The organism is Streptomyces sp. NPDC044003, assembly GCF_056435185.1.
The window spans coordinates 980,292-1,001,409 of the sequence record NZ_JBWKFA010000003.1; the positions used below are offsets into that span (position 1 = coordinate 980,292).

Annotated in this window: 22 protein-coding genes and 1 pseudogene; 8 read left to right on the forward strand and 15 right to left on the reverse strand. The window is 71.1% G+C overall.

Going from position 1 to position 21,118, the window contains the following annotated elements:
• Positions 1-92: 92 nt before the first annotated feature.
• The gene (locus tag AC07AW_RS16460) at positions 93-479 is read right to left on the reverse strand and encodes a TOBE domain-containing protein (protein ID WP_478816120.1); all 387 of its coding nucleotides are present in this window, start codon (positions 477-479) and stop codon (positions 93-95) included.
• Positions 480-1,019: 540 nt separating this feature from the next.
• Between AC07AW_RS16460 and AC07AW_RS16465 the strand changes: the two are divergent.
• Positions 1,020-1,385: pseudogene (locus AC07AW_RS16465) on the forward strand (PucR family transcriptional regulator); the annotation flags it as partial.
• A gap of 372 nt (positions 1,386-1,757) precedes the next feature.
• Here the strand turns inward: AC07AW_RS16465 and AC07AW_RS16470 are convergent.
• Both AC07AW_RS16470 and AC07AW_RS16475 read right to left on the reverse strand, forming a co-directional pair.
• Complete coding sequence (locus tag AC07AW_RS16470; RefSeq protein WP_478816121.1) at positions 1,758-2,198, reverse strand: hypothetical protein; 441 nt, start codon at positions 2,196-2,198, stop codon at positions 1,758-1,760.
• Between the two features lie 117 nt (positions 2,199-2,315).
• A complete protein-coding gene (locus AC07AW_RS16475) occupies positions 2,316-2,885 on the reverse strand; it encodes a hypothetical protein (protein WP_478816122.1) in 570 nt (189 codons plus the stop codon).
• A gap of 206 nt (positions 2,886-3,091) precedes the next feature.
• Between AC07AW_RS16475 and AC07AW_RS16480 the strand changes: the two genes are divergently transcribed.
• Positions 3,092-5,422, forward strand: a complete 2,331-nt coding sequence (locus AC07AW_RS16480; RefSeq protein WP_478816123.1) for an LPXTG cell wall anchor domain-containing protein — start codon at positions 3,092-3,094, stop codon at positions 5,420-5,422.
• Between the two features lie 56 nt (positions 5,423-5,478).
• Here the strand turns inward: AC07AW_RS16480 and AC07AW_RS16485 are convergent, their stop codons facing one another.
• Complete coding sequence (locus tag AC07AW_RS16485; protein ID WP_478816124.1) at positions 5,479-6,198, reverse strand: TetR/AcrR family transcriptional regulator; 720 nt, start codon at positions 6,196-6,198, stop codon at positions 5,479-5,481.
• A gap of 127 nt (positions 6,199-6,325) precedes the next feature.
• On the opposite strand from AC07AW_RS16485, the gene AC07AW_RS16490 reads away from it, so the two are divergent.
• On the forward strand, positions 6,326-7,555 hold the full coding sequence (locus tag AC07AW_RS16490) for a saccharopine dehydrogenase family protein (protein WP_478816125.1): 1,230 nt from the start codon (positions 6,326-6,328) through the stop codon (positions 7,553-7,555).
• Positions 7,556-7,575: 20 nt separating this feature from the next.
• Here the strand turns inward: AC07AW_RS16490 and AC07AW_RS16495 are convergent, their stop codons facing one another.
• The 4 genes from AC07AW_RS16495 to AC07AW_RS16510 form a co-directional block, all read right to left on the reverse strand.
• Positions 7,576-9,468 carry an SMI1/KNR4 family protein gene (locus AC07AW_RS16495; protein ID WP_478816126.1) on the reverse strand — a complete coding sequence of 631 codons (1,893 nt, stop codon included), beginning with the start codon at positions 9,466-9,468 and terminating at the stop codon, positions 7,576-7,578.
• A gap of 192 nt (positions 9,469-9,660) precedes the next feature.
• Positions 9,661-10,155 carry a DUF1877 family protein gene (locus AC07AW_RS16500; RefSeq protein ID WP_478816127.1) on the reverse strand — a complete coding sequence of 165 codons (495 nt, stop codon included), beginning with the start codon at positions 10,153-10,155 and terminating at the stop codon, positions 9,661-9,663.
• A 77-nt stretch (positions 10,156-10,232) separates the two neighbouring features.
• Positions 10,233-11,636, reverse strand: coding sequence for a sulfatase family protein (locus AC07AW_RS16505; protein ID WP_478816128.1), 1,404 nt, complete (start codon positions 11,634-11,636; stop codon positions 10,233-10,235).
• Between the two features lie 93 nt (positions 11,637-11,729).
• Positions 11,730-11,924 carry a putative leader peptide gene (locus AC07AW_RS16510; RefSeq protein ID WP_478816129.1) on the reverse strand — a complete coding sequence of 65 codons (195 nt, stop codon included), beginning with the start codon at positions 11,922-11,924 and terminating at the stop codon, positions 11,730-11,732.
• 50 nt (positions 11,925-11,974) lie between these two features.
• On the opposite strand from AC07AW_RS16510, the gene AC07AW_RS16515 reads away from it, so the two are divergent.
• Both AC07AW_RS16515 and AC07AW_RS16520 read left to right on the forward strand, forming a co-directional pair.
• Positions 11,975-12,220 carry a helix-turn-helix transcriptional regulator gene (locus AC07AW_RS16515; RefSeq protein ID WP_055639523.1) on the forward strand — a complete coding sequence of 82 codons (246 nt, stop codon included), beginning with the start codon at positions 11,975-11,977 and terminating at the stop codon, positions 12,218-12,220.
• Complete coding sequence (locus AC07AW_RS16520; RefSeq protein ID WP_478816130.1) at positions 12,220-12,735, forward strand: hypothetical protein; 516 nt, start codon at positions 12,220-12,222, stop codon at positions 12,733-12,735. The genes AC07AW_RS16515 and AC07AW_RS16520 overlap by 1 nt, the downstream gene beginning before the upstream one ends.
• Before the next feature lie 38 nt (positions 12,736-12,773).
• On the opposite strand, the gene AC07AW_RS16525 is transcribed toward AC07AW_RS16520, so the two are convergent.
• Positions 12,774-13,394 carry a phosphoribosylanthranilate isomerase gene (locus AC07AW_RS16525; RefSeq protein ID WP_478816131.1) on the reverse strand — a complete coding sequence of 207 codons (621 nt, stop codon included), beginning with the start codon at positions 13,392-13,394 and terminating at the stop codon, positions 12,774-12,776.
• A 102-nt stretch (positions 13,395-13,496) separates the two neighbouring features.
• Between AC07AW_RS16525 and AC07AW_RS16530 the strand changes: the two genes are divergently transcribed.
• A complete protein-coding gene (locus AC07AW_RS16530; protein ID WP_478816132.1) occupies positions 13,497-13,733 on the forward strand; it encodes a hypothetical protein in 237 nt (78 codons plus the stop codon).
• 91 nt (positions 13,734-13,824) lie between these two features.
• Here AC07AW_RS16530 and AC07AW_RS16535 read toward each other — a convergent pair whose 3' ends face one another.
• Both AC07AW_RS16535 and AC07AW_RS16540 read right to left on the reverse strand, forming a co-directional pair.
• Entirely contained in the window at positions 13,825-14,181 is a 357-nt protein-coding gene (locus tag AC07AW_RS16535) for a hypothetical protein (RefSeq protein WP_478816133.1), read from the reverse strand.
• Positions 14,182-14,231: 50 nt separating this feature from the next.
• Positions 14,232-15,080, reverse strand: a complete 849-nt coding sequence (locus tag AC07AW_RS16540; protein WP_478816134.1) for a helix-turn-helix transcriptional regulator — start codon at positions 15,078-15,080, stop codon at positions 14,232-14,234.
• A 138-nt stretch (positions 15,081-15,218) separates the two neighbouring features.
• Here AC07AW_RS16540 and AC07AW_RS16545 point away from each other — a divergent pair, with 138 nt between their 5' ends.
• Both AC07AW_RS16545 and AC07AW_RS16550 read left to right on the forward strand, forming a co-directional pair.
• Positions 15,219-15,998, forward strand: coding sequence for an NAD(P)H-dependent oxidoreductase (locus tag AC07AW_RS16545; protein ID WP_478816135.1), 780 nt, complete (start codon positions 15,219-15,221; stop codon positions 15,996-15,998).
• A 126-nt stretch (positions 15,999-16,124) separates the two neighbouring features.
• Positions 16,125-17,240 (forward strand): MerR family transcriptional regulator, encoded by a 1,116-nt coding sequence (locus AC07AW_RS16550; protein ID WP_478816136.1) that lies wholly within the window; start codon positions 16,125-16,127, stop codon positions 17,238-17,240.
• A gap of 84 nt (positions 17,241-17,324) precedes the next feature.
• Here the strand turns inward: AC07AW_RS16550 and AC07AW_RS16555 are convergent, their stop codons facing one another.
• The 4 genes from AC07AW_RS16555 to AC07AW_RS16570 form a co-directional block, all read right to left on the reverse strand.
• Positions 17,325-19,142 (reverse strand): glycoside hydrolase family 15 protein, encoded by a 1,818-nt coding sequence (locus AC07AW_RS16555; RefSeq protein WP_478816137.1) that lies wholly within the window; start codon positions 19,140-19,142, stop codon positions 17,325-17,327.
• A gap of 115 nt (positions 19,143-19,257) precedes the next feature.
• Entirely contained in the window at positions 19,258-19,788 is a 531-nt protein-coding gene (locus tag AC07AW_RS16560; protein WP_478816264.1) for a hypothetical protein, read from the reverse strand.
• Positions 19,789-19,831: 43 nt separating this feature from the next.
• Positions 19,832-20,542, reverse strand: a complete 711-nt coding sequence (locus AC07AW_RS16565; protein WP_478816138.1) for a 2-phosphosulfolactate phosphatase — start codon at positions 20,540-20,542, stop codon at positions 19,832-19,834.
• 182 nt (positions 20,543-20,724) lie between these two features.
• Positions 20,725-21,108, reverse strand: coding sequence for a nuclear transport factor 2 family protein (locus AC07AW_RS16570; RefSeq protein WP_478816139.1), 384 nt, complete (start codon positions 21,106-21,108; stop codon positions 20,725-20,727).
• Between the last annotated feature and the right edge of the window lie 10 nt (positions 21,109-21,118).

Here is a 21,118-nt window from a genome sequence, read left to right on the forward strand (position 1 = left end):
GAGGGTCGGAACTCCTTGGGACGAACGGAAGGTGCGGTAAAACGGCCGGCCGCGCCCACGGCCGAGGGATCTCGGTACTGCGTGAGGGGTGGTCAGGTGCGGTCGATGTGCACGCTGGTCGACTTCACGCGGGCGGTGGCCTGCATGCCGACTTCCAGTCCCAGCTCCTCCACGGCCTCACGGGTGAGGAGGGAGACCAGCCGGTGCGGTCCGGCCTGGATGGTGACCTGGGCCGCGATGTTGCCGAGCTTGATCGCCGTGACGATGCCCGGGAAGGCGTTGCGCGCCGAGGCGGAGGACGCGTCGTCGCCGCTCTGGGCGATCTCCATGGAGACCGCGGCGAGCGACTTGCCGTCGATGACGCGCCGACCGCTCGCGTCGCGGTGCGTCGCACCCCGGCCCGCGTCCGCCCAGCGCCGCGCGGTGTCGGGGCTCACGCCCAGCAACCGTGCGGCCTGCCCGATCGTGTTGGTCTGCATGTGCGACACCGTAGGGCGATCTGGCTCTCATCTGCAACAACTCCGTGCGACCCTCCATCGCGAATGCGAGCGGGCCTGGAGGAAGGTACGAGGGGAGCGCGGCGCCCGCTTGCGGCTCGTAGGGCTCGACCGTCTCGACCTCTCTCCGGTCTGGGGCCTGCACGAGGCGGGCGCGGTGGCAGACCTCGACCGGGCGCTGCAACGAGGCGCGTCGCCGTGCGAACTGCTCGACCTCTCCGTCGCCCGCCTCGGCATCCCCGCCTGCCACCTGCTCACCGGCAGTGGCCGTACGGTCGCCCGGACGACGACGGCGCCCGCGATCCCGGCACCGCGCGCGGTGGAGGCGCTGCGCGGCAGGGACGGCGCGAGCGTGCGGATCGAGGCGGACGACACCGTCTTCGTCGCCTGGTACCTGCACCTGTACCTGTACCTGTACCTGCCCGACGACGGCCACGTGCCGCCCCGGATTCTGCACGAGATCGGAGAACCGGTCGGCCGCACCCCGCAGGCAGGCTCACGAGGAGCTGGTGGCCCGGTTGAGTGCGGCGTACGGGGCCGAACGGCCTGGAGGAGGCCCTGCGCGCCTGCGGGCTCGCCGACGCCGCCGCGTACACCGTGGTGGTCGCGGCCTACGGCGACGACGCGGAGGACCGGGGCGACGCTGCCGCGGCCCTCACGGAGGCGCTGCGGCCCCAGCGGGCCGTCGCGTTCGCCGCCGCCGGACGCCCGGAGGGGGAGGTCGTCGCCGTGCCGGCCCGCGAGCCGGACCCGGGCGAGGACGTGTCGGCACGGCTCCGAGAGGTGTGGCCACTGCTGTACGCCTGCCGCCCGGGCGCATCCCTCCACGCCGGCGTCAGCGACCCCGTGCGCAGGCCCGCCGACCTTCGGGGCGTCCTCGCCCAGGCCCGCTACACCCTGGGCGGCGCCCACTCCACGACACCGGCGGCCGCACGCGTGGCGCGGCGCGCCGATCTCGCCGACCTCAGGACGCTCCTCGCCGGCATCCCCGCCGACGTGCGGGCCGTGTACCTGGAGACCGTCCTGGGTCCGCTGCTGCGCGCCGGCAAGGGCTCGAACGCGACCCTCCTGGACACCCAGGAGGTCTTCCTGGCGCACAACTGCTCCTGGGCCAGGACCGGAGGCCCTGGCCCGCACGTGAACACCGTCCACTACCGCATCGACCGCATCGACCAGGTCCCGGCCCTCACCGGCCGGGACCTGTCACGCCTCGACCACGAGTCCCGCCCCACCGGCGCCCCAGCGGCTCGGACGTTCGCGTCAGCAGGATCCGGTGATCGGCTTCGTACCGACGTACACGACACCACTGGAGTTGATGTCGACGGTGGACCCACCGCCCCACTGGCTGTTGCTGCTCCACACCGCCCGCGTGCTCCACTGGGGGTAGACGACGAAGTTCCCGTCGTTCTGGTAGACGGCGTAGTAGCCGGAGTACTGGGTGTTCGCCGCCCAGCAGATCTGCCGGTCGCCGATCACGTCCCCCTTGTACTCCACCAGGTTGCCGTCCTTCTGCATGACCAGCTGGTAGAACGAGTAGTCGTTGATCCAGCGCGTGATGTACTCGCCGGGCCCGAGCGACTCGCCCCGGACGAGGCGGTCGGTGTACGAGTGCGCCGCCGAAGCGCTGCCGGCGCCTCCGACCAGCACCCCGGCCACCATCGTGCTCACTGCAAGTGCCGTCATGGCTGCTCGACGCTTCATCAGGTCCTCCTGGAGTCCCGCCCGTGGTGTGCGCGGGCCGGTCCCGCGCACGGCCGCGACCCTAGGAACAGCCACCAACGGCTGGCCAACGGATCGCCAACGGTCGGGCGCGGGCCCTCAGCCTTCCTCGTCCTGGCCGTCGCCACCGGGCTCGTAATCCTCCAGTTCTCCCCGCAGGGAGCCCGGGCCCGCTGCGGGGCCCTCGCGGAGGAGGGTGAGGAAGCTGCTCAGCGGGTGGTGCCGGGGGCGGGCGTCGTAGTCGATGCCCTCCGGGTCCCGGTACTCGTGCAGGCGCGTGAAGGGCACGATCACGTAGGGGCGCCTGGACCAGGGGTGGCTGTCTGCGGGGTCCGGGTCCATACGCCACTCCGTGCCCCGGGTGCGGTTGTGCACCTCGCCGACGTACCAGCAGGCGACCTGCACCAAGGGGGTGTGCTCGTGGGCGAACAGATCGTCCACGGACGTGAGGTGTTCACGGATGACGGCTTCCATCCGGTCGAGCGAGCGCTCGCCGAAGTCCCATCCACCGCCGTGGTCACGGCTCCAGTCCCCGAAGCCGTCCTCCTGCTCGCCCAGCCAGGCCGCAAGGCGGGGATTGTCGGCGTGCTCCTTGTCGATGCGCTCGGCGACGGCGTACTCGTCCTCGCCTTCGTCGCCGTCCTCGTCGTCCCAGATTTCATTGCTCACAGCAGCTAACCCTAGCTCTCCTTGTGTGACCGTAAGTGCCTCGAATCTGCACGGAGTTAACACACTCCACGCCGTCGAAACGACGTTGCGGCGGCAAACCGACGCCCTAGGATCGGACCGCTCGTGCGGCGCCCACATGAGCATCGGGGGCCCTGGCGCCACACGGCCGGACTCTGACCCGTGGGGGCTCCCGGGGGAAAAGCACTGTGAAGCCAGCACGAATAGCAAGCCGCTGGCGCGCGCTCAGGAACAGCCTGCTCGCGCTCGCCTGCGCCACCGTCATCACCGTCACCGGCCAACCCGTCACAGGCGTCGGCGGCGTCGCCGAAGCCGCGCCGGCGCCGGCGCTGAAGCCCGGCAAGCGGTGCGACGAGATGTACGGGGTGAAGGACGTTCCCACCGGCGGCCTGCCCATGGGGGACGCCTCACGCGCGGTGGACCGCTGGGACACGTACGAGTACACCAACCCCGGTCTCCAGTTCGACGGCCTCAATCCGACCCAGGCCGAACTGGACGCCGCGGGCACCGACTACAAGAAGTTCGACCACAGCGACCCGAGGCGGATCTACGCCCGGTTCAACGCGCAGAAGCGGTGGAAGAGCTTCAGCGACTACCTGTCGAAGGTCTACATCCCGAACCAGGGCTATGACGCCCGCGGCAAGGCCTTCATGGGCAAGGTCGTGCGCGAGATGGGGCTGACCGGCCCGGACTGGATCTGCGAGAAGGAGTTCTGGTTCAAGGACCCCGAGACCGGCGAGCGCTACAAGCGCCGGCTCGACGCGTACAACAAGCGCACCCGGGAGATCGTGGAGGCCAAGTCCAACGGCAGTCCCGACGGCCGCGAGAAGCCCGCGGACCGCGCCTGGGCCAAGAACCAGGGCTGGCGCTCGTACAAGTACACGTACGTCTTCGCGGAGAACCAGACCCGTGATGCCAAGAACTTCATGAAGGAGTTGAAGGACACCGCGGGCAAGGACACGCTCGGCCGCGACCGGGTCCGTACCTACGACTACCAGTCCCACCACAAGGGCCTGCCTCCCAAGGGCACCGAGAACGGCCCGTACCGCGCGAACGGCACGACGATGTCGCCGGGCAACGGCACGTCGACCGGGTCCCGCGGCTCCGGCAACCAGGTCATCCGCCAGTCCCCGCCGAACCCGCAGACCCTCAAGGAACAGCTCGACCGGCTGGGCAAGACCGGACAGCGGTCCCTGATGAACCGCGGCCTCGGCGGCATCGATTTCACCACCCTCGACCTGCGGTACATCGGCAAGGGCAAGGGCGGCAAGGGACTCGACTACGCGTTCTCCGCCAAGTCGGTGGAGGACGAGTACGCGGCCGGGTGGGGCGGCCAGGAGAAGGGCGACCTGATCTCCGACTCCTTCTTCACCTGGCTCGCCCTGGACCCGTCCACGTTCTGGGTGAACCTCAACCCGGACGAGCCGAACCGCATCATCGACGAGAAGTTCGGCAGGACCGACGCCGGCCGGGTGCTCCTGGAAGCGGACCTGGAGCTGAAGCACGACATCTTCCGGGCCATGGACCCGGAGACGGAAGCCGGCCGCAACTTCATGAACGCCCTGCCGAAGCGCAACGGCTTCCCCTGTTGGGCCGGCTTCCGCTACTGGATCGAGCCGGAGACCGCGGTCGTGCGCGAGCAGGACGGCGGCATCCACATCCTCGACACCCCGCTCAAGCTGTCCACGGTGCCGCAGGAGACCCACACGCAGCCGCCCGGCGGAAAGGGCTGCGACCTCACCGAGGCGGAGACGCAGCAGTCCGACCGCGTACTCGACCGCTACATCACGCCCCTGGTCGCCGAGAAGGTCAACAACGGCGACTACTACGCCGATCTGCGCCGCGTCTACACGGCCCGCGTCGCCGCCGAATGGGTACGCCAGAACGCCGCCGACATGCCCGTCGAGTACCGCAAGATCATCAACAGCAACGACGTGTCGCGCTGGCCGTTGCGCGCGCCCCACCGGGACTGGACCGGCAAGCAGGTCTGGGACCGCTACTACAAGGCCTTCACCGAAGGCACCTTCAAGTACAAGTGGTCCAACGGCGAGGACGTCTACGTCTACACCGTGGGCGGGGTCGACTTCTCCAAGCAGCCCAAGCGCAACATGAACCCGGCGCGCTTCCGCACCGAGCAGCGCTACAAGCCCCGCACCGTCGGCTTCGCGGTCGACACGATCGCGGACGACCCGAACAAGGAGGGCTACCTGATGTTCGGCGGCAACAGCGCCGGACACTCCGAGGCCGGCACTCCCACCCCCACCCCCACGCCGACCGGCACCGGACAGCCGACCCCGAGCCCGACCGGCACGGGGACGCCCACCCCGTCCCCGACGGGCAGCCAGTCCCCTGGCCCCGGGGCCACCACCCCGCCCGGCCCGACGGACCCCGACGGCGACCTCGCCGACACCGGCAGCAGTGCCCCCGTCGGCCTGATCGTCGGGATCGCCGCCGCCGCGATCGCCGCGGGCGGCGCACTCGTCTGGTGGCGCCGCCGCAGGGCGAACACCGGCAGCTGACCGGCACGACACCGGCAGAGCAGGAGGGGCCCTTCCCGTACGCGGGAGGGGCCCCGTCACGTACGGGGAGCTCGCGGCGTCGCCGCCAGCTGCGCCGCGGCCCGGCCCAGGAGCGTGTCCAGGACGACGGGATAGGCGCTGTGGTTCATCCGCTCCGCGAGCAGGTGCGCGGTGGCCGCGATGTGGGGGTGGGTCTCGGCCGGCAGCCGGGCGTAGGTGGTGGTCCACATGTCCTCGTCCGCCTCCCGCACCTCGTCCTTGATGGCCAGAGCGCCCGCGTCCAGGGCGGCGAAGGCCAGAGCCAGGTCGATGAAGGCGTGGTACACGCCGACGGCGTCCGCGTCGGTGAAGCCCGCGCCGCGCAGGATCCCGAGGATCGTCTCGTCCACCTCGATCTCCCGGGGGCGGCCGGTGACGCGGCTGGCGGTCAGCAGCGCGGCCTCGGGATGGGCGAGGTAGGAGGCGTGGACGGCGAGGCCGAGCGCACGCAGGTCGGCACGCCAGTTCCCCGTGGCGGTCCAGCTGTCCAGGGCCCGCCCCATCAGCTCCTCACCGATGGCCCGGGTCAGGCCGTCGAGGCCGGCGAAGTACCGGTACACGGTGCTCGGGTCGGCGCCCAGCGCGGCGCCGAGCCGGCGTGCGGTCAGGCCCGCACTCCCGTGCTCGTGCAGCATCCGCAGCGCCGTCCGCACGATCAGCTTCTCCGACAGCACGGTGCCCTGCCGGGTCGGCCGCCGCCTGCGCCGCTCCGCCTCCGGAACCACCTTCTTCGGCATCGCGCCACCGCCTCGTCGCTTCTCCCGCTCCTTATGCCAACGCCGTAGACCTTAACCGCAAGGGTCGTGTTCCATCGAGACATCCCCGGGCAATCGCCGGGACGGACTCGACGAAATGGTGTGTGACATGCGTGTACTTCTCGTGGGTGCGGGCGGCGTCGGAACCGCCGTCACCCGTATCGCGGCCCGCCGTGACTTCCTGACCCACATGGTCGTCGCCGACTACGACCCGGCCCGCGCGGAGGCCGCCGTCGCCGCGCTCGGCGAGCAGGAGGACCGGTTCAGCGCGCACCGCCTGGACGCCTCCGACGAGGCCGCGGTCCGCCGGCTCCTCGCAGCGGAGAACTGCGACGTGCTCCTGAACGCGACCGACCCCAGGTTCGTGATGCCGCTGTTCAACGCGGCGCTCGCCGCCGGAGCGCACTACGTCGACATGGCGATGTCGCTGTCCCTGCCCCACCCGACCGCCCCCTACGAAGAGTGCGGGGTCAAGCTCGGCGACGAGCAGTTCGCCCTGGCCGAGGCCTGGGAGAAGGCCGACCGCCTCGCCCTGGTCGGCATGGGCGTGGAGCCGGGCCTGTCGGACGTGTTCGCGCGCTACGCGGCGGACGAACTCTTCGACGAGATCGAGGAACTCGGCGTCCGCGACGGCGCGAACCTCACCGTCGAGGGGTACGACTTCGCCCCCTCCTTCAGCATCTGGACCACCATCGAGGAGTGCCTCAACCCGCCCGTGGTGTACGAGAAGGACCGCGGCTGGTTCACCACGGCACCCTTCAGCGAGCCGGAGGTCTTCGACTTCCCCGAGGGCATCGGCCCGGTGGAGTGCGTGAACGTCGAGCACGAGGAGGTCCTCCTCATGCCCCGCTGGGTGGACGCCCGGCGGGTGACGTTCAAGTACGGCCTCGGCGACGACTTCATCGCCAAGCTGAAGACCCTCCACGAGCTGGGCCTCGACTCCACGGCGAAGGTCACCGTCCCCGGTACGGACGGACCGGTCCAGGTCTCGCCGCGCGACGTGGTCGCCGCCTGTCTGCCCGACCCGGCCACGCTGGGCGACCGCATGAAGGGCAAGACCTGCGCGGGGACGTGGGTCAAGGGAACCAAGGACGGCGCGGCGCGCGAGGTGTACCTCTACCACGTCGTCGACAACGAGTGGACCATGCGTGAATACGGTTCCCAGGCCGTGGTCTGGCAGACCGCCCTCAACCCGGTGATCGCGCTTGAGCTGATCGCCGACGGCACGTGGAAGGGGAGCGGCGTCCTGGGCCCCGAGGCCCTGCCGCCGCGCCCGTTCCTCGACCTGCTGGGCGCCTACGGCGCTCCGTGGGGGCTGCGCGAGGAGAACCGGCGCTGACGCCGCTCGCCCACCCCGGATCAGGGGCGGTGCCGCACGAGGGTGAGGTAGGCGAAACCCTCGCCTTCGCGCGGCGCCCGGGTCCAGGACCGGGTGGTGAAGGTACGGAGTCTGCCCTCGGTCAGTGCGAAGCGGGGCAGTGAGAGACCGAACGCGGTGTGCAGGGCCTCCAGGAACCACCGTTCGCCCTCCTCCGGTCCGTCCTCCGGGCGGAACAGCCGGGTCGGGTCCAGCTCCTCGGGGATCGTGCCGGAGCGCTCGATCTCCGTGCCCCGGACGGTGAAGGCGTAGAGCTCCCGGCCGTGTTCGGCCACCGACAGGTGGAACGCGACCGCGTCGTCGTCCGGGGACGAGCGCCTGGGGTCGCACCACACGACCACGGCGCGGCCGGACGAGGAGGCGGCCACAGCGGGGGACTCGAACAACGAGTGCAGGTGGCGATGGGAGTAGCCGTCGAAGGCGAAGGCCCATGCCTCGTCGGTGCGGCCGACGGCCACGACGGCCCGGTCCTCCCAGAGCTCCACGCCTTCGCGCTCGTGCGGCTTGGGCGCCCGCCAGGAAGCCCTGCGCGGATCCACGGGCGCGCTCAGTTCGGCGCCTTCCTCACCGATCAGGGCCGGCAGGTCGGCGGGGTCGGCCCCCTCGACCCACACGCAGCGGTAGCCGTCGAACGCCTGCTGGTTACCGGCGGGCTCCGTCAGCCACGCGAGGCCGGGCGGGTCGAGATCCGGCACCGGTTCGGGAGCGGGTCCCGTCTCCCCGGCCCGCGGGGTCCCGAGGATCTCCCGACCGCGCTCGGGGGTGACCAGCGCCCCCAGGACCGGATCGGCGAGCAGACCGACCGGGGCGATCAGCAGGGGTCCCGGCGCCTCCCACAACGGCAACGCCTCCCGCAGAGCCCGCCAGGCGGCGTCGGTCCGCCCCCAGCGGGCGGACTCCCGGGCCTTCGCGACGGCCCGGCCCCACGGACCGGGAGGCGCGTAGCGGTAGGTGCCGTCCCGCATCGTGCCCAGTACGGTCTCGGCGGTCTCCCGGTCGACCCCGCGCGCGGTCGTCATCCCGAGCCAGTGCTCGTCCCCGCCGAGCCGCCATTCGCCGCGGGCCGGCGCCATGGCCTGCACCGGGAGGAGCTCGGACAGATACCGCGGATCGGCAACCAGCAGGTGGCCGTAGTCCCGGGCGCCGCCCGGAGCGAGGAGATGCCGTATCTGGTCCAGCAGCACGGCGCTCCGCGGCCGTCCGAAGGACAGCGCCTCCTCGAGCAGGGGCACGGCCTCCTCGTACCGCCCGCGCAGGGCGAGCAGGCGGGCCGCGTCCACCCGGCCGTCCTGAACGCGCGTGGTCGCGTTCACGAAGGCGGGGTCCCCCGCCCGATCGCCGTGGAAGCTGCGGTACATGGCCTCCATGTACGCGCGGAACGACGGGTAACGGTCGGGCAGTTCGCCGCCCCACCCCTTGTACACGTAGAGCGCCCACTCGCCGTCCTGATCGCTGTCGCCCGGGTCGAGCAGGGCGTGCGACATGTCGGAGTCCGTCTCGAGCCGCAGCGCCCGCCGCCACATCCCGGCCAGCAGGACGTCCTCCTCGCGCGGGTTCTCGCCCAGGTTCTCCTCGTACAGGGAGGTCATGTCGTAGGGGTCCCGGAACCAGTCGACGTCCGCGACCCCGCCGAGCTGGTAGACCCCGGCGGTCTGCTCCACATGCCACCCGTCGCTCACGGCCAGGAACTCGCGGTACGAGGGCGGCAGCCGCCGACCAAGACGCTCCTCGGCCGCCGTGATGGCGCTCTCGTCCGCCCCGGGCGCCCCCAGGGGACCGACGGCCTCGTCGTCCTCGTCCCCGTCGGCGGGCGGAACCCATTCCTCCTGCCAACGCCGCAGGAAATCATGCCAGTCGAAGGACACATCGCTCATGGACGGATCGTGTCATCCGGCACTGACAACGAGCCCGGGGACCAGCCTGGCCGGAACGGGCCGTCACAGAACGCGAGGGCGTGCCGTTCACGTCTCGCAAGCGGAACGGCGGAGGAGAGGGCGAGGGTACCGCCGCCGGGGAACCGGGCCCGGGCTCCGTCGCCCTCGCTCAGGGTCTGATCTGACGAGGTCTCAAGCCCACACGACCTTGACCACGGCGTGGCCCGCCGAAGCCGCCTGACGGTAGAACGCCAGGAGGAACTCGTGGTACTCGAAGTACTCCTGGCGGATCAGCGCATCGTGCTCGCCATGGCCCCCGAACCTGGCTCCCGCGACCTTCCACAACTCGTCGAAGGAGACCGACGCGAGGAATGCGGCGGCCTCGGACACCCCCGGCGGGTCCAGGACCATCATCGGCGGGTCGCCCAGACCGGCGTCGGCGCTGTGCCACACGGGGCGACCGCCGTAGATCGGCAGCGAAGACGTCTCGGCATCCGCCCCGGGGACTTCGGCCGCACCGTAGAGGTCGTTCACCTGGCCCCAGGTCTTGTTGATCGAAGCGGCGATGCCCGCCTCGTACTCCTCCTCGACGCGTTCCCACGCCTCGTGCATGAACGCCGCGAGCCAGGTGTGGTCGTCCCGGATCTCGGATTCCGCGACGGCGCGGAAATGCAGGTGGATGCTCACCGCTGGTAGTCCCCTCTGTCCGCCCGGCCCACTGTTCGGGCCGGACGGACACAACCTAGACGGAGGCACTGACAACCTCAGTAGCGCAGCAGCCCCGCGTCGATCCGCTCCCAGGCGGCCCGCAGTTCGCCGATGCGCGCCTGCTCGAACGGCGCCCGGTCCGCCTGTTCGCGGGAGTCCTCGGACAGGTGGAAGAGCTGGTCGCGGCCGGACTTGCCGCGGTAGTACTTCCAGTTGCCGCGGCGCAGGGCCCGCTCGCCCCGCACCCGCCAGAAGAGGTCCCGTTCGGGCACCTCGGCGCCGCGCAGCAGATGCCCGGCGAGGCTGGTGCCGTCGAGGGGGTACGCGGGGTGGGGGCGGGCGCCGGCCAGTTCGAGGAGCGTCGCCGTCCAGTCGGGCGTGAACACCGGCAGGTCGCTGAACTGACCGCCGTCGATCCGGGCGGGCCAGCGCAGGATCGAGGGGACGCGGATGCCGCCCTCCTGGAGCGAGGCCTTGTTGCCGGCGAGCGGCCAGTTGTAGGAGAAGCGCTCGCCGCCGTTGTCGCTGGCGAAGAAGACGAGCGTGTCCTGCTCCTGGCCGGAGCGCTTGAGCGCCGCCAGGACCTGCCCGATCGAGCGGTCGAGGTCCTCGACCATCTCCTTGTACTTCTCGACCGAGCCGCCGTCCTGGTGCCAGAGGGCGGAGCGGTCGCTGGCCTTGATGCGGCGGACGATCTCGGCGCTCTGCTCCTCGTCGCCGTCGGCGATCCACGGCCAGTGCGGGGTGGTGAAGTTGAGGTTGAGCAGCCACGGCTTCTCGTGGTCACGGCCGACGAACTCGCTCGCGCGCTCGGTCAGGATGCGGGTGTAGTAGCGCAGGTCCTTGTACTCGGCGTCGCCCTCGTAGAGGTCGTACTCGCCGCCGAGCCCGAGCTTGGAGTAGTACTCGAGGGCGCCGCCGAAGTTGCCGAAGAACTCGTCCCAGCCGGACTTGGTGGGGGAGTAGTCCGGGAGGTAGCCGCAGTGCCACTTGCCGATGAGGGCGGTGGCGTAGCCGGAGTCCCGGAGCAGCGAGGCGAGCGTGGGATGGGTGGGCTCCAGGCCGACGGACTGGTCGGCGATCGGCTCGGCCAGCCCGCCCTTCGTACGGCCCGGGTAGCGGCCGGTGTAGAGGCTGAAGCGGGTGGGGGAGCAGGTGGCGGAGCCGGAGTAGGCGTCGGTGAAGCGGACGCCCTGGCGGGCGAGGCGGTCGAGGTGCGGGGTGCGGATGTGCGGGGAGCCGTAGGAGGAGAGGTCGGCCCAGCCCAGGTCGTCGCCCAGGATGAAGAGGATGTTGGGCCGGCGGGAGTGGCGGCGCGGCTGCGCGGCTCGGAACGGACGCTCCTGCGCGTGGGGCTCGGGGGCCGCCTGTGCGGCGGGGGCGGCGGAGCCGAGGGCGGCCGCGGCTGCGGCACCGGCGGCGACCCCGCCGAGGGCACGGCGGGACAGGGGCGTGGACATACGGGTCTCCAGAAGAGCGTGCGGACGTACGGGCATGCCTCCGGGACGGGCGGAGGAGCGTGGAATACGGCTGGGCGAGCGGAAACCCGGCCGTCAGGCGCAGCGACAGGTCGCGCCTGCGACACGGACGAGGTCCACGTGTCGGCGCTGGACGAGGGTGACCGAGCGGTCACGCAAGGGCTGCATGGGGCAGGAGTCTTGCCCGGGTCGGGAGGGGGCGTCAACGGCGTACGGCCTGGTTGACGCGCGTAGTTCGCATGATCGACATGCCCGTGCAACACCCGACATGGCGACGTCAGATGTTGTGCTCCTGCATTCGAATGTAGTACTTCTTATACATGAGCGAGCAGGTGCACAACAGGCTGGCCGTTGTCAGGGCAGAGCGGAAAGTGTCGCGCCAGGCACTGGCCGAGGCAGTGGGCGTCCACTACCAGACCATCGGCTACATCGAACGCGGCCAGTACAACCCCAGCCTCGACCTGGCACTGAAAGTGGCCCGGTTCTTCGGGCTTCCGGTGGAGGCGCTGTTCTCCCTGGAGCCGTTCCAGCCGCTCACCGACGAGGTCTACGGGAGGAAGCAGTGATGACCACGACGCGCTACGACCGACGGATGTACGCCGTGATGAACGACCGGCGGGCGGCCGCGGTCTATGCCACCGGGCCCCGGCGCCGACTCCTGGTGGGGGCGCACTTCGCCCTCACCGTCACGGGAGTGGGCGCCTGGATCGCCACGGTCTTCGGGCCCGGATACGGACCGGTCGTCGTGGTCGCCGTGGTGCTGCTGCCCTGGATCCTGCTCACCGGCATGCTCAACGGCTCCACGCGCGGACTGCTCGAACTGCGCGGCCGGATGCTCGACGAGCGCCAGCTGGTCGAACGCGACCGGGTGCGCGCCCTGGCCCACCGCATCACCCTGTGGCTGCTCGTGGCCGTGGCATTCGGCGCCGGCGCCTACGGCGCCCTGACGGACGCACCCCTGCGGGCGGCCGTGACCCCGGTTCTCGTCGGCGTGCTCGCCGTGCACTGGATGATGCCGCTGTGGGTGGCGGGGCTGCGGGTCCAGGACGACCTGGGCGACGACGTCGGCGACGAATCCTGAAACCCGCCGCAGTCGTGCGCAGGCCGCCCCGGCCGGGCTCAGGCCCCCTGCGGGGCGGCCTGCTTCGCGACGGCGACGAAGGTACGGATCAGGTCGTGGTCCTTGACGCCGGGGGCGGACTCGACGCCGCTGGAGACGTCGACGCCCCAGGGGCGGGCACGCTCGATCGCCTCGGCGACGTTGTACGGGGTGAGGCCGCCGGCGAGCAGCCACGTGCCCTCGGGGCGGGCCGTCTCCAGCAGGGACAGGTCCCACGGCTCGCCGGAACCGGCCCGGGGCGAGTCGAGGAGGAGGACCTCCTCGCCGTGGGCGCCGACACGGGTGTCGGGCCGGTCGCTCAGCGAAGTGGCCCGCCACAGCCGCGGAAAGATCCCGGCCGCGGCCGCGAAGTCCTCCTCGCGGTACGCGGTGCCGTGCAGCTGCAGGGCGCCGAAGCCCAGCTCACCGGCCAGGCGGGCGGCGTCGGCGGCAGGCGTGTCGTTGACGACGAGAACGGACAGGGTGCCCGGCGGAACATGGGCGGCGAGCCGCGCCGCCCGGTCACGGTCGAGCCCGCGCACACTGGTCCGGCTGATCACCAGGCCGACGGCGTCCGCCCCGGCCGCGACGGCCACATCGATGTCGGCGGCCGTCCCGAGCCCGCACACCTTCACGAACACGTCTCTCTCCTCTGCTGACACCGACGCGGCACGCCGAGCCTACCGACCCTCGGACCACCCGCCGGCACAGCCCACGTCGACGGAGCGAGATGCGGCCGTCGCATGCCGTATGCGGAATCTGCGTACCCCGTCGACCAGAGCCACGTCGAAACCAAGTACCAACGCCCCAACATCAGCCAACGCACCATCACCGTCCGCTACATCTGGACCGACCTCGTCCACGCCTGGGCCACCCGCGACCAGAACCTCGTCGACGAGATCTGGGACGACGTCATCTCGGATCTCGACTCCGACTACGCCGCCTACGCGTACGTCTCGTCGGTCGGCATCGGAGCCTGATCCGTCGTCATGAGCGATCCGCATGACCGATCCGCATGACCGATCTGCAGGAGCAGAGGCTCCGTGGAGCGTTCGACCCCGCTGAGCGGGGTCAACGGCACAGGGTCCGTTCGGCCATGGCCAGTGTGACCTCGATGTCGTCGCTCCAGGAACACACCTCCAGCCACGACAGGTAGCCGGCGGCGGCGAAGACCAGGACTTCACCGGGGCAGTCGCCGTCCTCGGTGAGGACAAGGGCCTCGGCCGCGACCACGGTGCCCGGCCCGGACGGCGCCGGCTGGACCGAGGCCGAGTCGAGCTCGAAGTAGGCAGTACCGCACCCACACGTACAACGCCCGCACACGCTCAGGTGGGGCACCTGAGCACGGAGCGCCACGTGAACCGGATCGTCGCCGCCGAGGAGTACCTCCAGAACGGAAGCCACGTCAGGGGGGAGGTGCTGTGTCATGCCCAGACCGTATCCGGCCTGCGGTTCTCCGATGGTCGAGGGGAGTCGGGCTACTCGTGGACCTGAGCGTTCACCGAAAGCCTCGCGGCACCGTTCTCCGCGCCCAGGCCCGCCAGGAGGCGCAGGCCGTCCTCGGTGGGGCTGTCGGGGGCCGCGGACAGCACGATCAGTTCCATGCCCGATTCGTCGGGCAGCGCGAAGTTCTCCTGGTGCAGTTCCAACAGCCCGACCAGCGGGTGCCGGTACGCCTTGCGTCCGTGCGTACGGGCGCGTACGTCGGCGCGGGCCCAGAGGCGGCGGAAGCGTTCGCTGCCCATCGCGAGCTCGCCGATGAGCGAGGCCAGGCGCGGGTCGTCGGGGTGTTTCCCGGCGGCCAGGCGCAGGTGCCCGACGACGTCGAGCGTGCATGCGTCCCAGCCCGCGTAGAGACCGCGCTCGGCTTCCTCGAGGAAGATGTGCCGCGCGGTGTTCAGGCCGGGTATCGGACGACCGTAGAGCAGCCCGGCGAGACGGTTCCCGGCGAGGACGTCCAGGCGGTGGTTCATGATCAGCGCGGGCGCGTCCGTGACCAGGTCCAGGACGCGCATCAGCTCGGGCCGGAGCCGCCCGCCCGGGGCCTTCGCAGGCCGGCGGCGCTGCCGTGCGAGCCGGTAGAGGTGCCCGCGTTCGGTCTCGTCGAGGCCCAGGACGCGGGCGAGCGCGTCGAGGACCTGCTCGGAGGGCTGAGTCGCGCGGCCCTGCTCCAGGCGTACGTAGTAGTCGACGCTGACTCCCGACAGATGCGCGACCTCTTCGCGCCGCAGCCCTTCGACCCGGCGGCGACTGTCGGTGGGAATGCCGACCGCCGCCGGATCGACCCGGGAGCGCCGCGTCCGCAGGAAACCCGCAAGATCGTCCATGCCCCCAGTATGACCTCGGCGACGCCCGCGAAGGTGGCCCTGCCAGTACCAGGAAGCCCGGTCCTACGGAAGAGGCGCCCCTGAACAACGGGCGGCCCGGCGCCCAGGATCGAAGGCATCCGATCCGAAGGAGTCGCCATGAAGACGCTGATCGTCCACGCCCACCCGGAGCCGAAGTCGCTCAACAGCTCGCTCAAGGACCTTGCGGTGTCCACGCTGGAGGCCGCCGGGCACGAAGTACGGGTGAGCGATCTGTACGCGATGAACTGGAAGGCCGTCGTCGACGCCGCCGACTACGGCCCCGCCGCGTCCAGCCCGCTGAAGGTGGCCCTGGACTCGGGCCGGGCCTTCGACACCGGGACGCTGACCCCGGACGTCCTGGCCGAGCAGGAGAAGCTGCTGTGGGCCGACACGATCATCTTCCAGTTCCCGCTGTGGTGGTACACGATGCCCGCGATCCTCAAGGGCTGGGTCGACCGGGTCTTCACGTACCGCTTCGCGTACGGCGTCGGCGAGCACAGCGACACCAAGTACGGCGAGCGCTTCGGCGAAGGCACCCTCGCGGGCCGCAGGGCCCTGCTGTCGGTGACCGCCGGCGGCCCGGAAAGCCATTACGCGGCCCGCGGGATCAACGGTCCCATCGACGACCTGCTGTTCCCGATCCACCACGGCATCCTCTACTACCCCGGCATCGAGGCCCTTCCGCCGTTCGTGCTGTACGGCACCGACCGGATGACCGACGAGGACTACGGCGACGTCGCCAAGGCCTGGGAGCAGCGCCTGCTCACCCTGGAGTCGACCGAGCCGATCGCCTTCCGGCGGCAGAACTTCGGCGATTACGAGATCCCCTCGCTGCACCTGAAGGAGGGCCTGGAGCCGACGGGCCGCACGGGCTTCGGGCTCCACGTACGCGCCTGACCGCCGGAGAGCGTCGCCCATCCACACCGGAGCCACCCCCGTCGACCCCCGGCGGGGGTGGCTCCGCGCGCACCAGGAGGGAAGGCGCTTGACCCTCACGTGACGTCATGCCGCATCGTCGGTGGCGTGGAAGAACACCTGACCGTGGGGCGCGTGGCCGAGCTGGCCGACGTCAGCGTCCGCACGCTGCATCACTACGACGAGATCGGCCTCGTGCAGCCGTCCGCGCGAACCTCGGCCGGATACCGGGCCTACTCGGCGGGCGACGTCGAGCGCCTGCGGGAGGTGCTCGGCTACCGGCGGCTCGGCTTCGGGCTGCGCGAGATCGCGGATCTCGTCGACGACCCGACCACCGACGCGGTCGCGCACCTGCACCGGATGCGCGGCCTGCTGGTCGACCAGCGCGACCGTGCTGCTGCCATGGTGACGGCCATCGACAGGGAACTGGAGGAACGGGCCTTGGGGATCAGGACGAACCCGGAGGAACAACTCAAGGTGTTCGGAGCGCAGTTGTACGAGGCCATCGGCTCCGCGTACCCGGCGACGCGACGTACCGAGCCGCGGATCGCCGCGAAGGTCTGGGAGGCGCTCGGGGACGCGCGGACGGTACTGAACGTGGGCGCCGGCACCGGCTCCTACGAACCCCCGGACCGTGACGTGACCGCGGTCGAGCCCTCGGCGGTCATGCGGGCGCAGCGTCCGGCGGGCGCTGCGCCGTGCCTGGCGGCGACGGCGGAGAGCCTGCCGTTCGAGGACCGGTCCTTCGACGCGGCGATGGCCTTCAGCACGGTTCATCACTGGCAGGACCCGATCGCAGGGCTGCGCGAGATGCGGCGCGTGGCCCGCCGTGTGGTGGTGTTCACGCACGACGCCAGTGAGACCGGCTGGCGGGACCGGTTCTGGCTCACCCGCGACTATCTGCCGGAGGTCGCGGGCCTTGTCGCCGGCCGGCCCTCGGTCGACCGGCTGGCCGGCGCGATCGGCGCCCGCATGGAGCCGGTGCTCATCCCCTGGGACTGCGCGGACGGCTTCTTCGAGGCGTACTGGCGGCGGCCCGAGGCGTACCTGGACGAGCATGTGCGCCGCGCGGTGTCCGTATGGACCAGAGTCGGGCCGCAGGCCGAGCAGCGGGCGGTGAACCGGCTCCGCGAGGACCTGTCCTCAGGCCGCTGGGCCGAGCGGAACCCCGAACTCGTCGCCCTCGACGCGGCCGAACTCGGCCTCCGCCTCCTCGTGGCCTGAACCACCGCGCGCGAGAACACCGCAGCGCGCCGACGGGCGCCGGAAACGGCGGCCGTCGCCACGGCATTGGCCCTCGGAAGCCGCTCAGCGGTCCAGGGCCTTGTCGAGGGCCATCGCGGCGGTGATGAGCGCGAGGTGCGTGAAGGCCTGGGGGAAGTTGCCCAGTTGCTCGCCCGTCGGGCCGATCTCCTCGGCGAAGAGCCCGACGTGGTTGGCGTAGGTCAGCATCTTGTCGAAGGCGTAGCGGGCCTGCTCGACGCGGCCGGCCCGGGCGAGCGCGTCCACGTACAGGAAGCTGCACAGGGAGAAGGTGCCCTCCGAGCCGCGCAGCCCGTCGGGGGAGGCGGCCGGGTCGTAACGGTAGACCAGGCTGTCGGAGACCAGCTCGCTGTCCATCGCGTCCAGCGTGGACAGCCAGCGCGGGTCGCGCGGCGCGACGAAGCCGGTGATCGGCATCAGCAACAGTGACGCGTCCAGTACCTCGCTGCCGTAATGCTGGACGAAGGCCTGCCGCTCGGTGGACCACCCCCGTTCCATGACCTGGTGCAGCACCGCGTCCCGCGCGGCCGTCCACCGCGGCAGGTCGGCGGGACGGCTGAGCGCGACGGCCATCCGTACGGCACGGTCGAGGGCCACCCAGCACATCAGCCGGCTGTAGGTGAAGTCCTGGCGGCCGCCACGGGTCTCCCAGATCCCCTCGTCGGGGCGGTCCCAGTGCTCGCACAGCCAGTCCACCGTGGCGGCGAAGCGCAGCCAGCCGTCGTAGCCGGCGAGCTGGGCGAGGTCGCGCGCCTGCGCGAAGGCGAAGACGGCCTCGCCGTAGATGTCGAGCTGGAGCTGGTCGGCGGCGCCGTTGCCGGCCCTGACCGGGGCGGAGCCGCGCCAGCCCTCCAGATGGTCGAGCACCTCCTCGCTCAGGTGCGGGTCGCCGTCCACCCGGTACATGATCTGCAGCGGCTCCCCGCTGACGGTGCCACCGGCCTGGAGCCGGGCGCCGAGCCACCGGCGGAACGCGTCGGCCTCCTCGGTGAAGCCCAGGTCGACCATGGCGCGCACCGACAGGGAGGCGTCCCGGACCCAGGTGTAGCGGTAGTCCCAGTTCCGTTCACCGCCGACCTGCTCCGGCAGGCCCATGGTGGCGGCGGCGACCGGCGCGCCGGACGGGGCGTACGTGAGCAGCTTCAGCGTGATCGCCGAGCGATTGACCTGCTGCTGCCAGCGGCCTCGGTAGCTGCAGCGGCTGATCCATTCGTGCCAGAAGGCGCGGACCCCGTCGAAAGCGGCCAGCAGGCTCGCCTCGTCCTCCGGCGCGGGCGGCTCGGCTTCAGGACCGTCCACGGTGAGCACGGCGGCCGCGCGCTGACCGGCGGTCAGCTCCACCTCGGCACGGACGTCCGCACCGTCGCGCTCCAGTACGACGGGCCCGAGCACCTGGAGGTGCGCGGCGGCGGTGGCGCCGGAGAAACGCGCGCCGGCGCCGTCGACGACCAGTTCGTGCGCTTCCCGGCCGTAGTCGAACCGGGGCCGGCACTCCAGCGCGAAGCGGACCGTGCCCCGCACCACCCGAAGCACCCGGACCAGGGTGTGCCGGTCGGTCGGTACGGTCGGATCGGCGGCCAGCGGCATGAAGTCGGCCACCTCGCCGACCCCGTCAGGGGTGAGGAAGCGGGTGAGCAGAACCGCGCTGTCGGCCAGGTACAGCTGACGCACCGTCGTGCCCGGCGTGTTGACGGTGATCGAGAAGTGGCCGCCGCGCTCGTGGTCGAGAAGTCTGGCGAAGATGCTCGGTGAGTCGAAGCGGGGCGAACAGAACCAGTCCACCACGCCCTCGGCGGAGACCAGCGCGCACGTCTGCAGGTCTCCGATGAGCCCGTGGTCGGCGATCGGGGGATAGCGGTGCATCGGCGACGTCCTCATGGGCTCGGGCAGCGGGCGGTCTTCAGAACCACCCTCCGACGGGACGCCCCCCGAGGCCATCGGGGCTGCGCCGAACAGGGCGCCCCGGCAGACGCTGTCCCTACCGGTGTGCCGCGGCGGGATCCACGTTCCACGTCGTCGGCAGATCACTGCCGCAGAAGACGCAGACGAAGTCGTCCTCGCGCACGATGTTGTGCTCCTGGCAGTCAGGGCACCGCCGGAACACCACCTCGTGGGTGAAGCCGGAGGGCCGACGGAGCTCGACAGCGTCCACAGCGCGGGCGACCTCCGACCAGGAGGTGACGTCCGGGCAGTACCCGGTGGACTGGTTGCTGACCTCGCTCACGGCCCACCGGTCCTCCTCGCGCACGAAGCCGATCTCACCGGCACTCAGAACCACGGCTCCGCCGGCGCAGGCCACGTGCTCGCTTCGCCGCGGCGCCAGCCGAAGCGCACCGTCCGTGCCGACCACGAAGGTGAACGGCTCGGCCAGCTCCGCCGCCGATCGCTCGGCTATCCAGCCGCCGAACTCGGCCGCCGAACTGATCCGGCACCCGCCGCTGCCAGGCCGGACCGCAGCCTTCAGCTCGACCGGTCCGACATAGCGGTAACTCCGCCCCCGCGCACTCACGTCAGCCAAGCCAGAGCACTTCCGACCCACGCCCCAGGGGGCCTCACGTCGATCGGACCGGGTCCTCGTCAGCCGCCGAAGGCACCGGGTACGGACGCAGGACCATGAGCGAGTCCTCCAAGGTCGCCACCATGGCGAAGGGGAACCGGTCGAGCTCAAGACAGAGCGCGACGTCGTCGGAGTGCACTCCCCGACGCACCCGCTGAGTCAACTCGTCGGCGGCGCGCGACTCGGCAGCGCGGCGGAGGAAGGGAGCAGCGTCCGTCCCGGCCCCGGAGGCTCTCCCGGCGATGTACTGCGCGCAGGCCAGATCCTCGTCGGCCCGGCCGTCCTCGCCGGTGACGACGAAAGTGACGTGGTCACTCTCCCGCGTCCGAAGGAACCGAGCCGTCGCCTCCGCGACCACGAAGCCGGCGCACAGCACCAGCTCCGCCTCCTTGACCGCGAGGGCACCGACCGTGCCCGCCGTGGTCTTCTGCACGACGGTCCGCCCCGTGAGGTCGACGGACCGCAGCATGCCCGGCGAGTTGACCATGTCGAACCCGGGCGCGGGCGGACCGTCCTTGAGCGCCACCCCATCCGGGTGGCGGGCTTTGAGCTCCAGAGCGTCGTCCAGCGACTCGGCGAGGACGATCTTCTCCGCCCCCTGGGCGAAGGCCCAGGCAGCCACGGTGTAGGCACGCATGACATCGACGACGACCGCCACGGAGGGGGTTTCGGTCAGATCAGCGATACCGAGGAATCGAGCGTCCATGCCGATCATGATCGTGCATGCCCGCCCCGCGTTCCCCGCAGAGTGACGGGCATCACGTCGACGATCCCGGCGGGGACTACGAGGGCGACTCGGGCGGTGGCCGTCGGGACGGCGTCGGGTGGTCGGCACTGTTGGCACCGTCGGCACCGTCGGCACCGTCGGCTCGGAACAGGCTCACTGCCTCAGGCATCCGGCACAGGCGTGGCCTGGTGGTAGTACATCCGCCACCCGGACTCCTCATCCAGCTTCCGCCAGATCGAGCTTCTCCGGGCCCGCCTGCCATCGAGCACGGTTTCGAACGTCAGGTGCACAACTCCCGGCGCCAATACGGTGCCGGTCATCTCTGAGGGCACGTACTGCGGGCCTTCGTCGGCCGCACCCTGCATGACCGGCAGCGCCGCGAGCATCGACGGGCGATCCCACCTTCGCCCCGAGGCACCTACTTCCACGAACTCCGGATCGAGGAGTTGCTCCGCCAGTGCCCTGGATGATCTCCCGGCCGGACTCAACAACTGCAGCTCTCGCTCGATGACCTCGGCCACGCTGCTTTCCCTGTCCACGTTCATGCGCGCATCT

Bases quoted from the DNA above. Each gene is read 5' to 3' on its own strand.
- AC07AW_RS16470 (WP_478816121.1), bottom strand. From the start codon at position 2,198: ATGAAGCGTCGAGCAGCCATGACGGCACTTGCAGTGAGCACGATGGTG.
- AC07AW_RS16555 (WP_478816137.1), bottom strand. From the start codon at position 19,142: ATGCACCGCTATCCCCCGATCGCCGACCACGGGCTCATCGGAGACCTG.
- AC07AW_RS16530 (WP_478816132.1), top strand. From the start codon at position 13,497: ATGCCGTATGCGGAATCTGCGTACCCCGTCGACCAGAGCCACGTCGAA.
- AC07AW_RS16490 (WP_478816125.1), top strand. From the start codon at position 6,326: ATGCGTGTACTTCTCGTGGGTGCGGGCGGCGTCGGAACCGCCGTCACC.
- AC07AW_RS16495 (WP_478816126.1), bottom strand. From the start codon at position 9,468: ATGAGCGATGTGTCCTTCGACTGGCATGATTTCCTGCGGCGTTGGCAG.
- AC07AW_RS16570 (WP_478816139.1), bottom strand. From the start codon at position 21,108: ATGAACGTGGACAGGGAAAGCAGCGTGGCCGAGGTCATCGAGCGAGAG.
- AC07AW_RS16565 (WP_478816138.1), bottom strand. From the start codon at position 20,542: ATGGACGCTCGATTCCTCGGTATCGCTGATCTGACCGAAACCCCCTCC.
- AC07AW_RS16535 (WP_478816133.1), bottom strand. From the start codon at position 14,181: ATGACACAGCACCTCCCCCCTGACGTGGCTTCCGTTCTGGAGGTACTC.
- AC07AW_RS16505 (WP_478816128.1), bottom strand. From the start codon at position 11,636: ATGTCCACGCCCCTGTCCCGCCGTGCCCTCGGCGGGGTCGCCGCCGGT.
- AC07AW_RS16545 (WP_478816135.1), top strand. From the start codon at position 15,219: ATGAAGACGCTGATCGTCCACGCCCACCCGGAGCCGAAGTCGCTCAAC.
- AC07AW_RS16515 (WP_055639523.1), top strand. From the start codon at position 11,975: ATGAGCGAGCAGGTGCACAACAGGCTGGCCGTTGTCAGGGCAGAGCGG.
- AC07AW_RS16485 (WP_478816124.1), bottom strand. From the start codon at position 6,198: ATGCCGAAGAAGGTGGTTCCGGAGGCGGAGCGGCGCAGGCGGCGGCCG.
- AC07AW_RS16540 (WP_478816134.1), bottom strand. From the start codon at position 15,080: ATGGACGATCTTGCGGGTTTCCTGCGGACGCGGCGCTCCCGGGTCGAT.
- AC07AW_RS16520 (WP_478816130.1), top strand. From the start codon at position 12,220: ATGACCACGACGCGCTACGACCGACGGATGTACGCCGTGATGAACGAC.
- AC07AW_RS16510 (WP_478816129.1), bottom strand. From the start codon at position 11,924: ATGTCGGGTGTTGCACGGGCATGTCGATCATGCGAACTACGCGCGTCA.
- AC07AW_RS16460 (WP_478816120.1), bottom strand. From the start codon at position 479: ATGCAGACCAACACGATCGGGCAGGCCGCACGGTTGCTGGGCGTGAGC.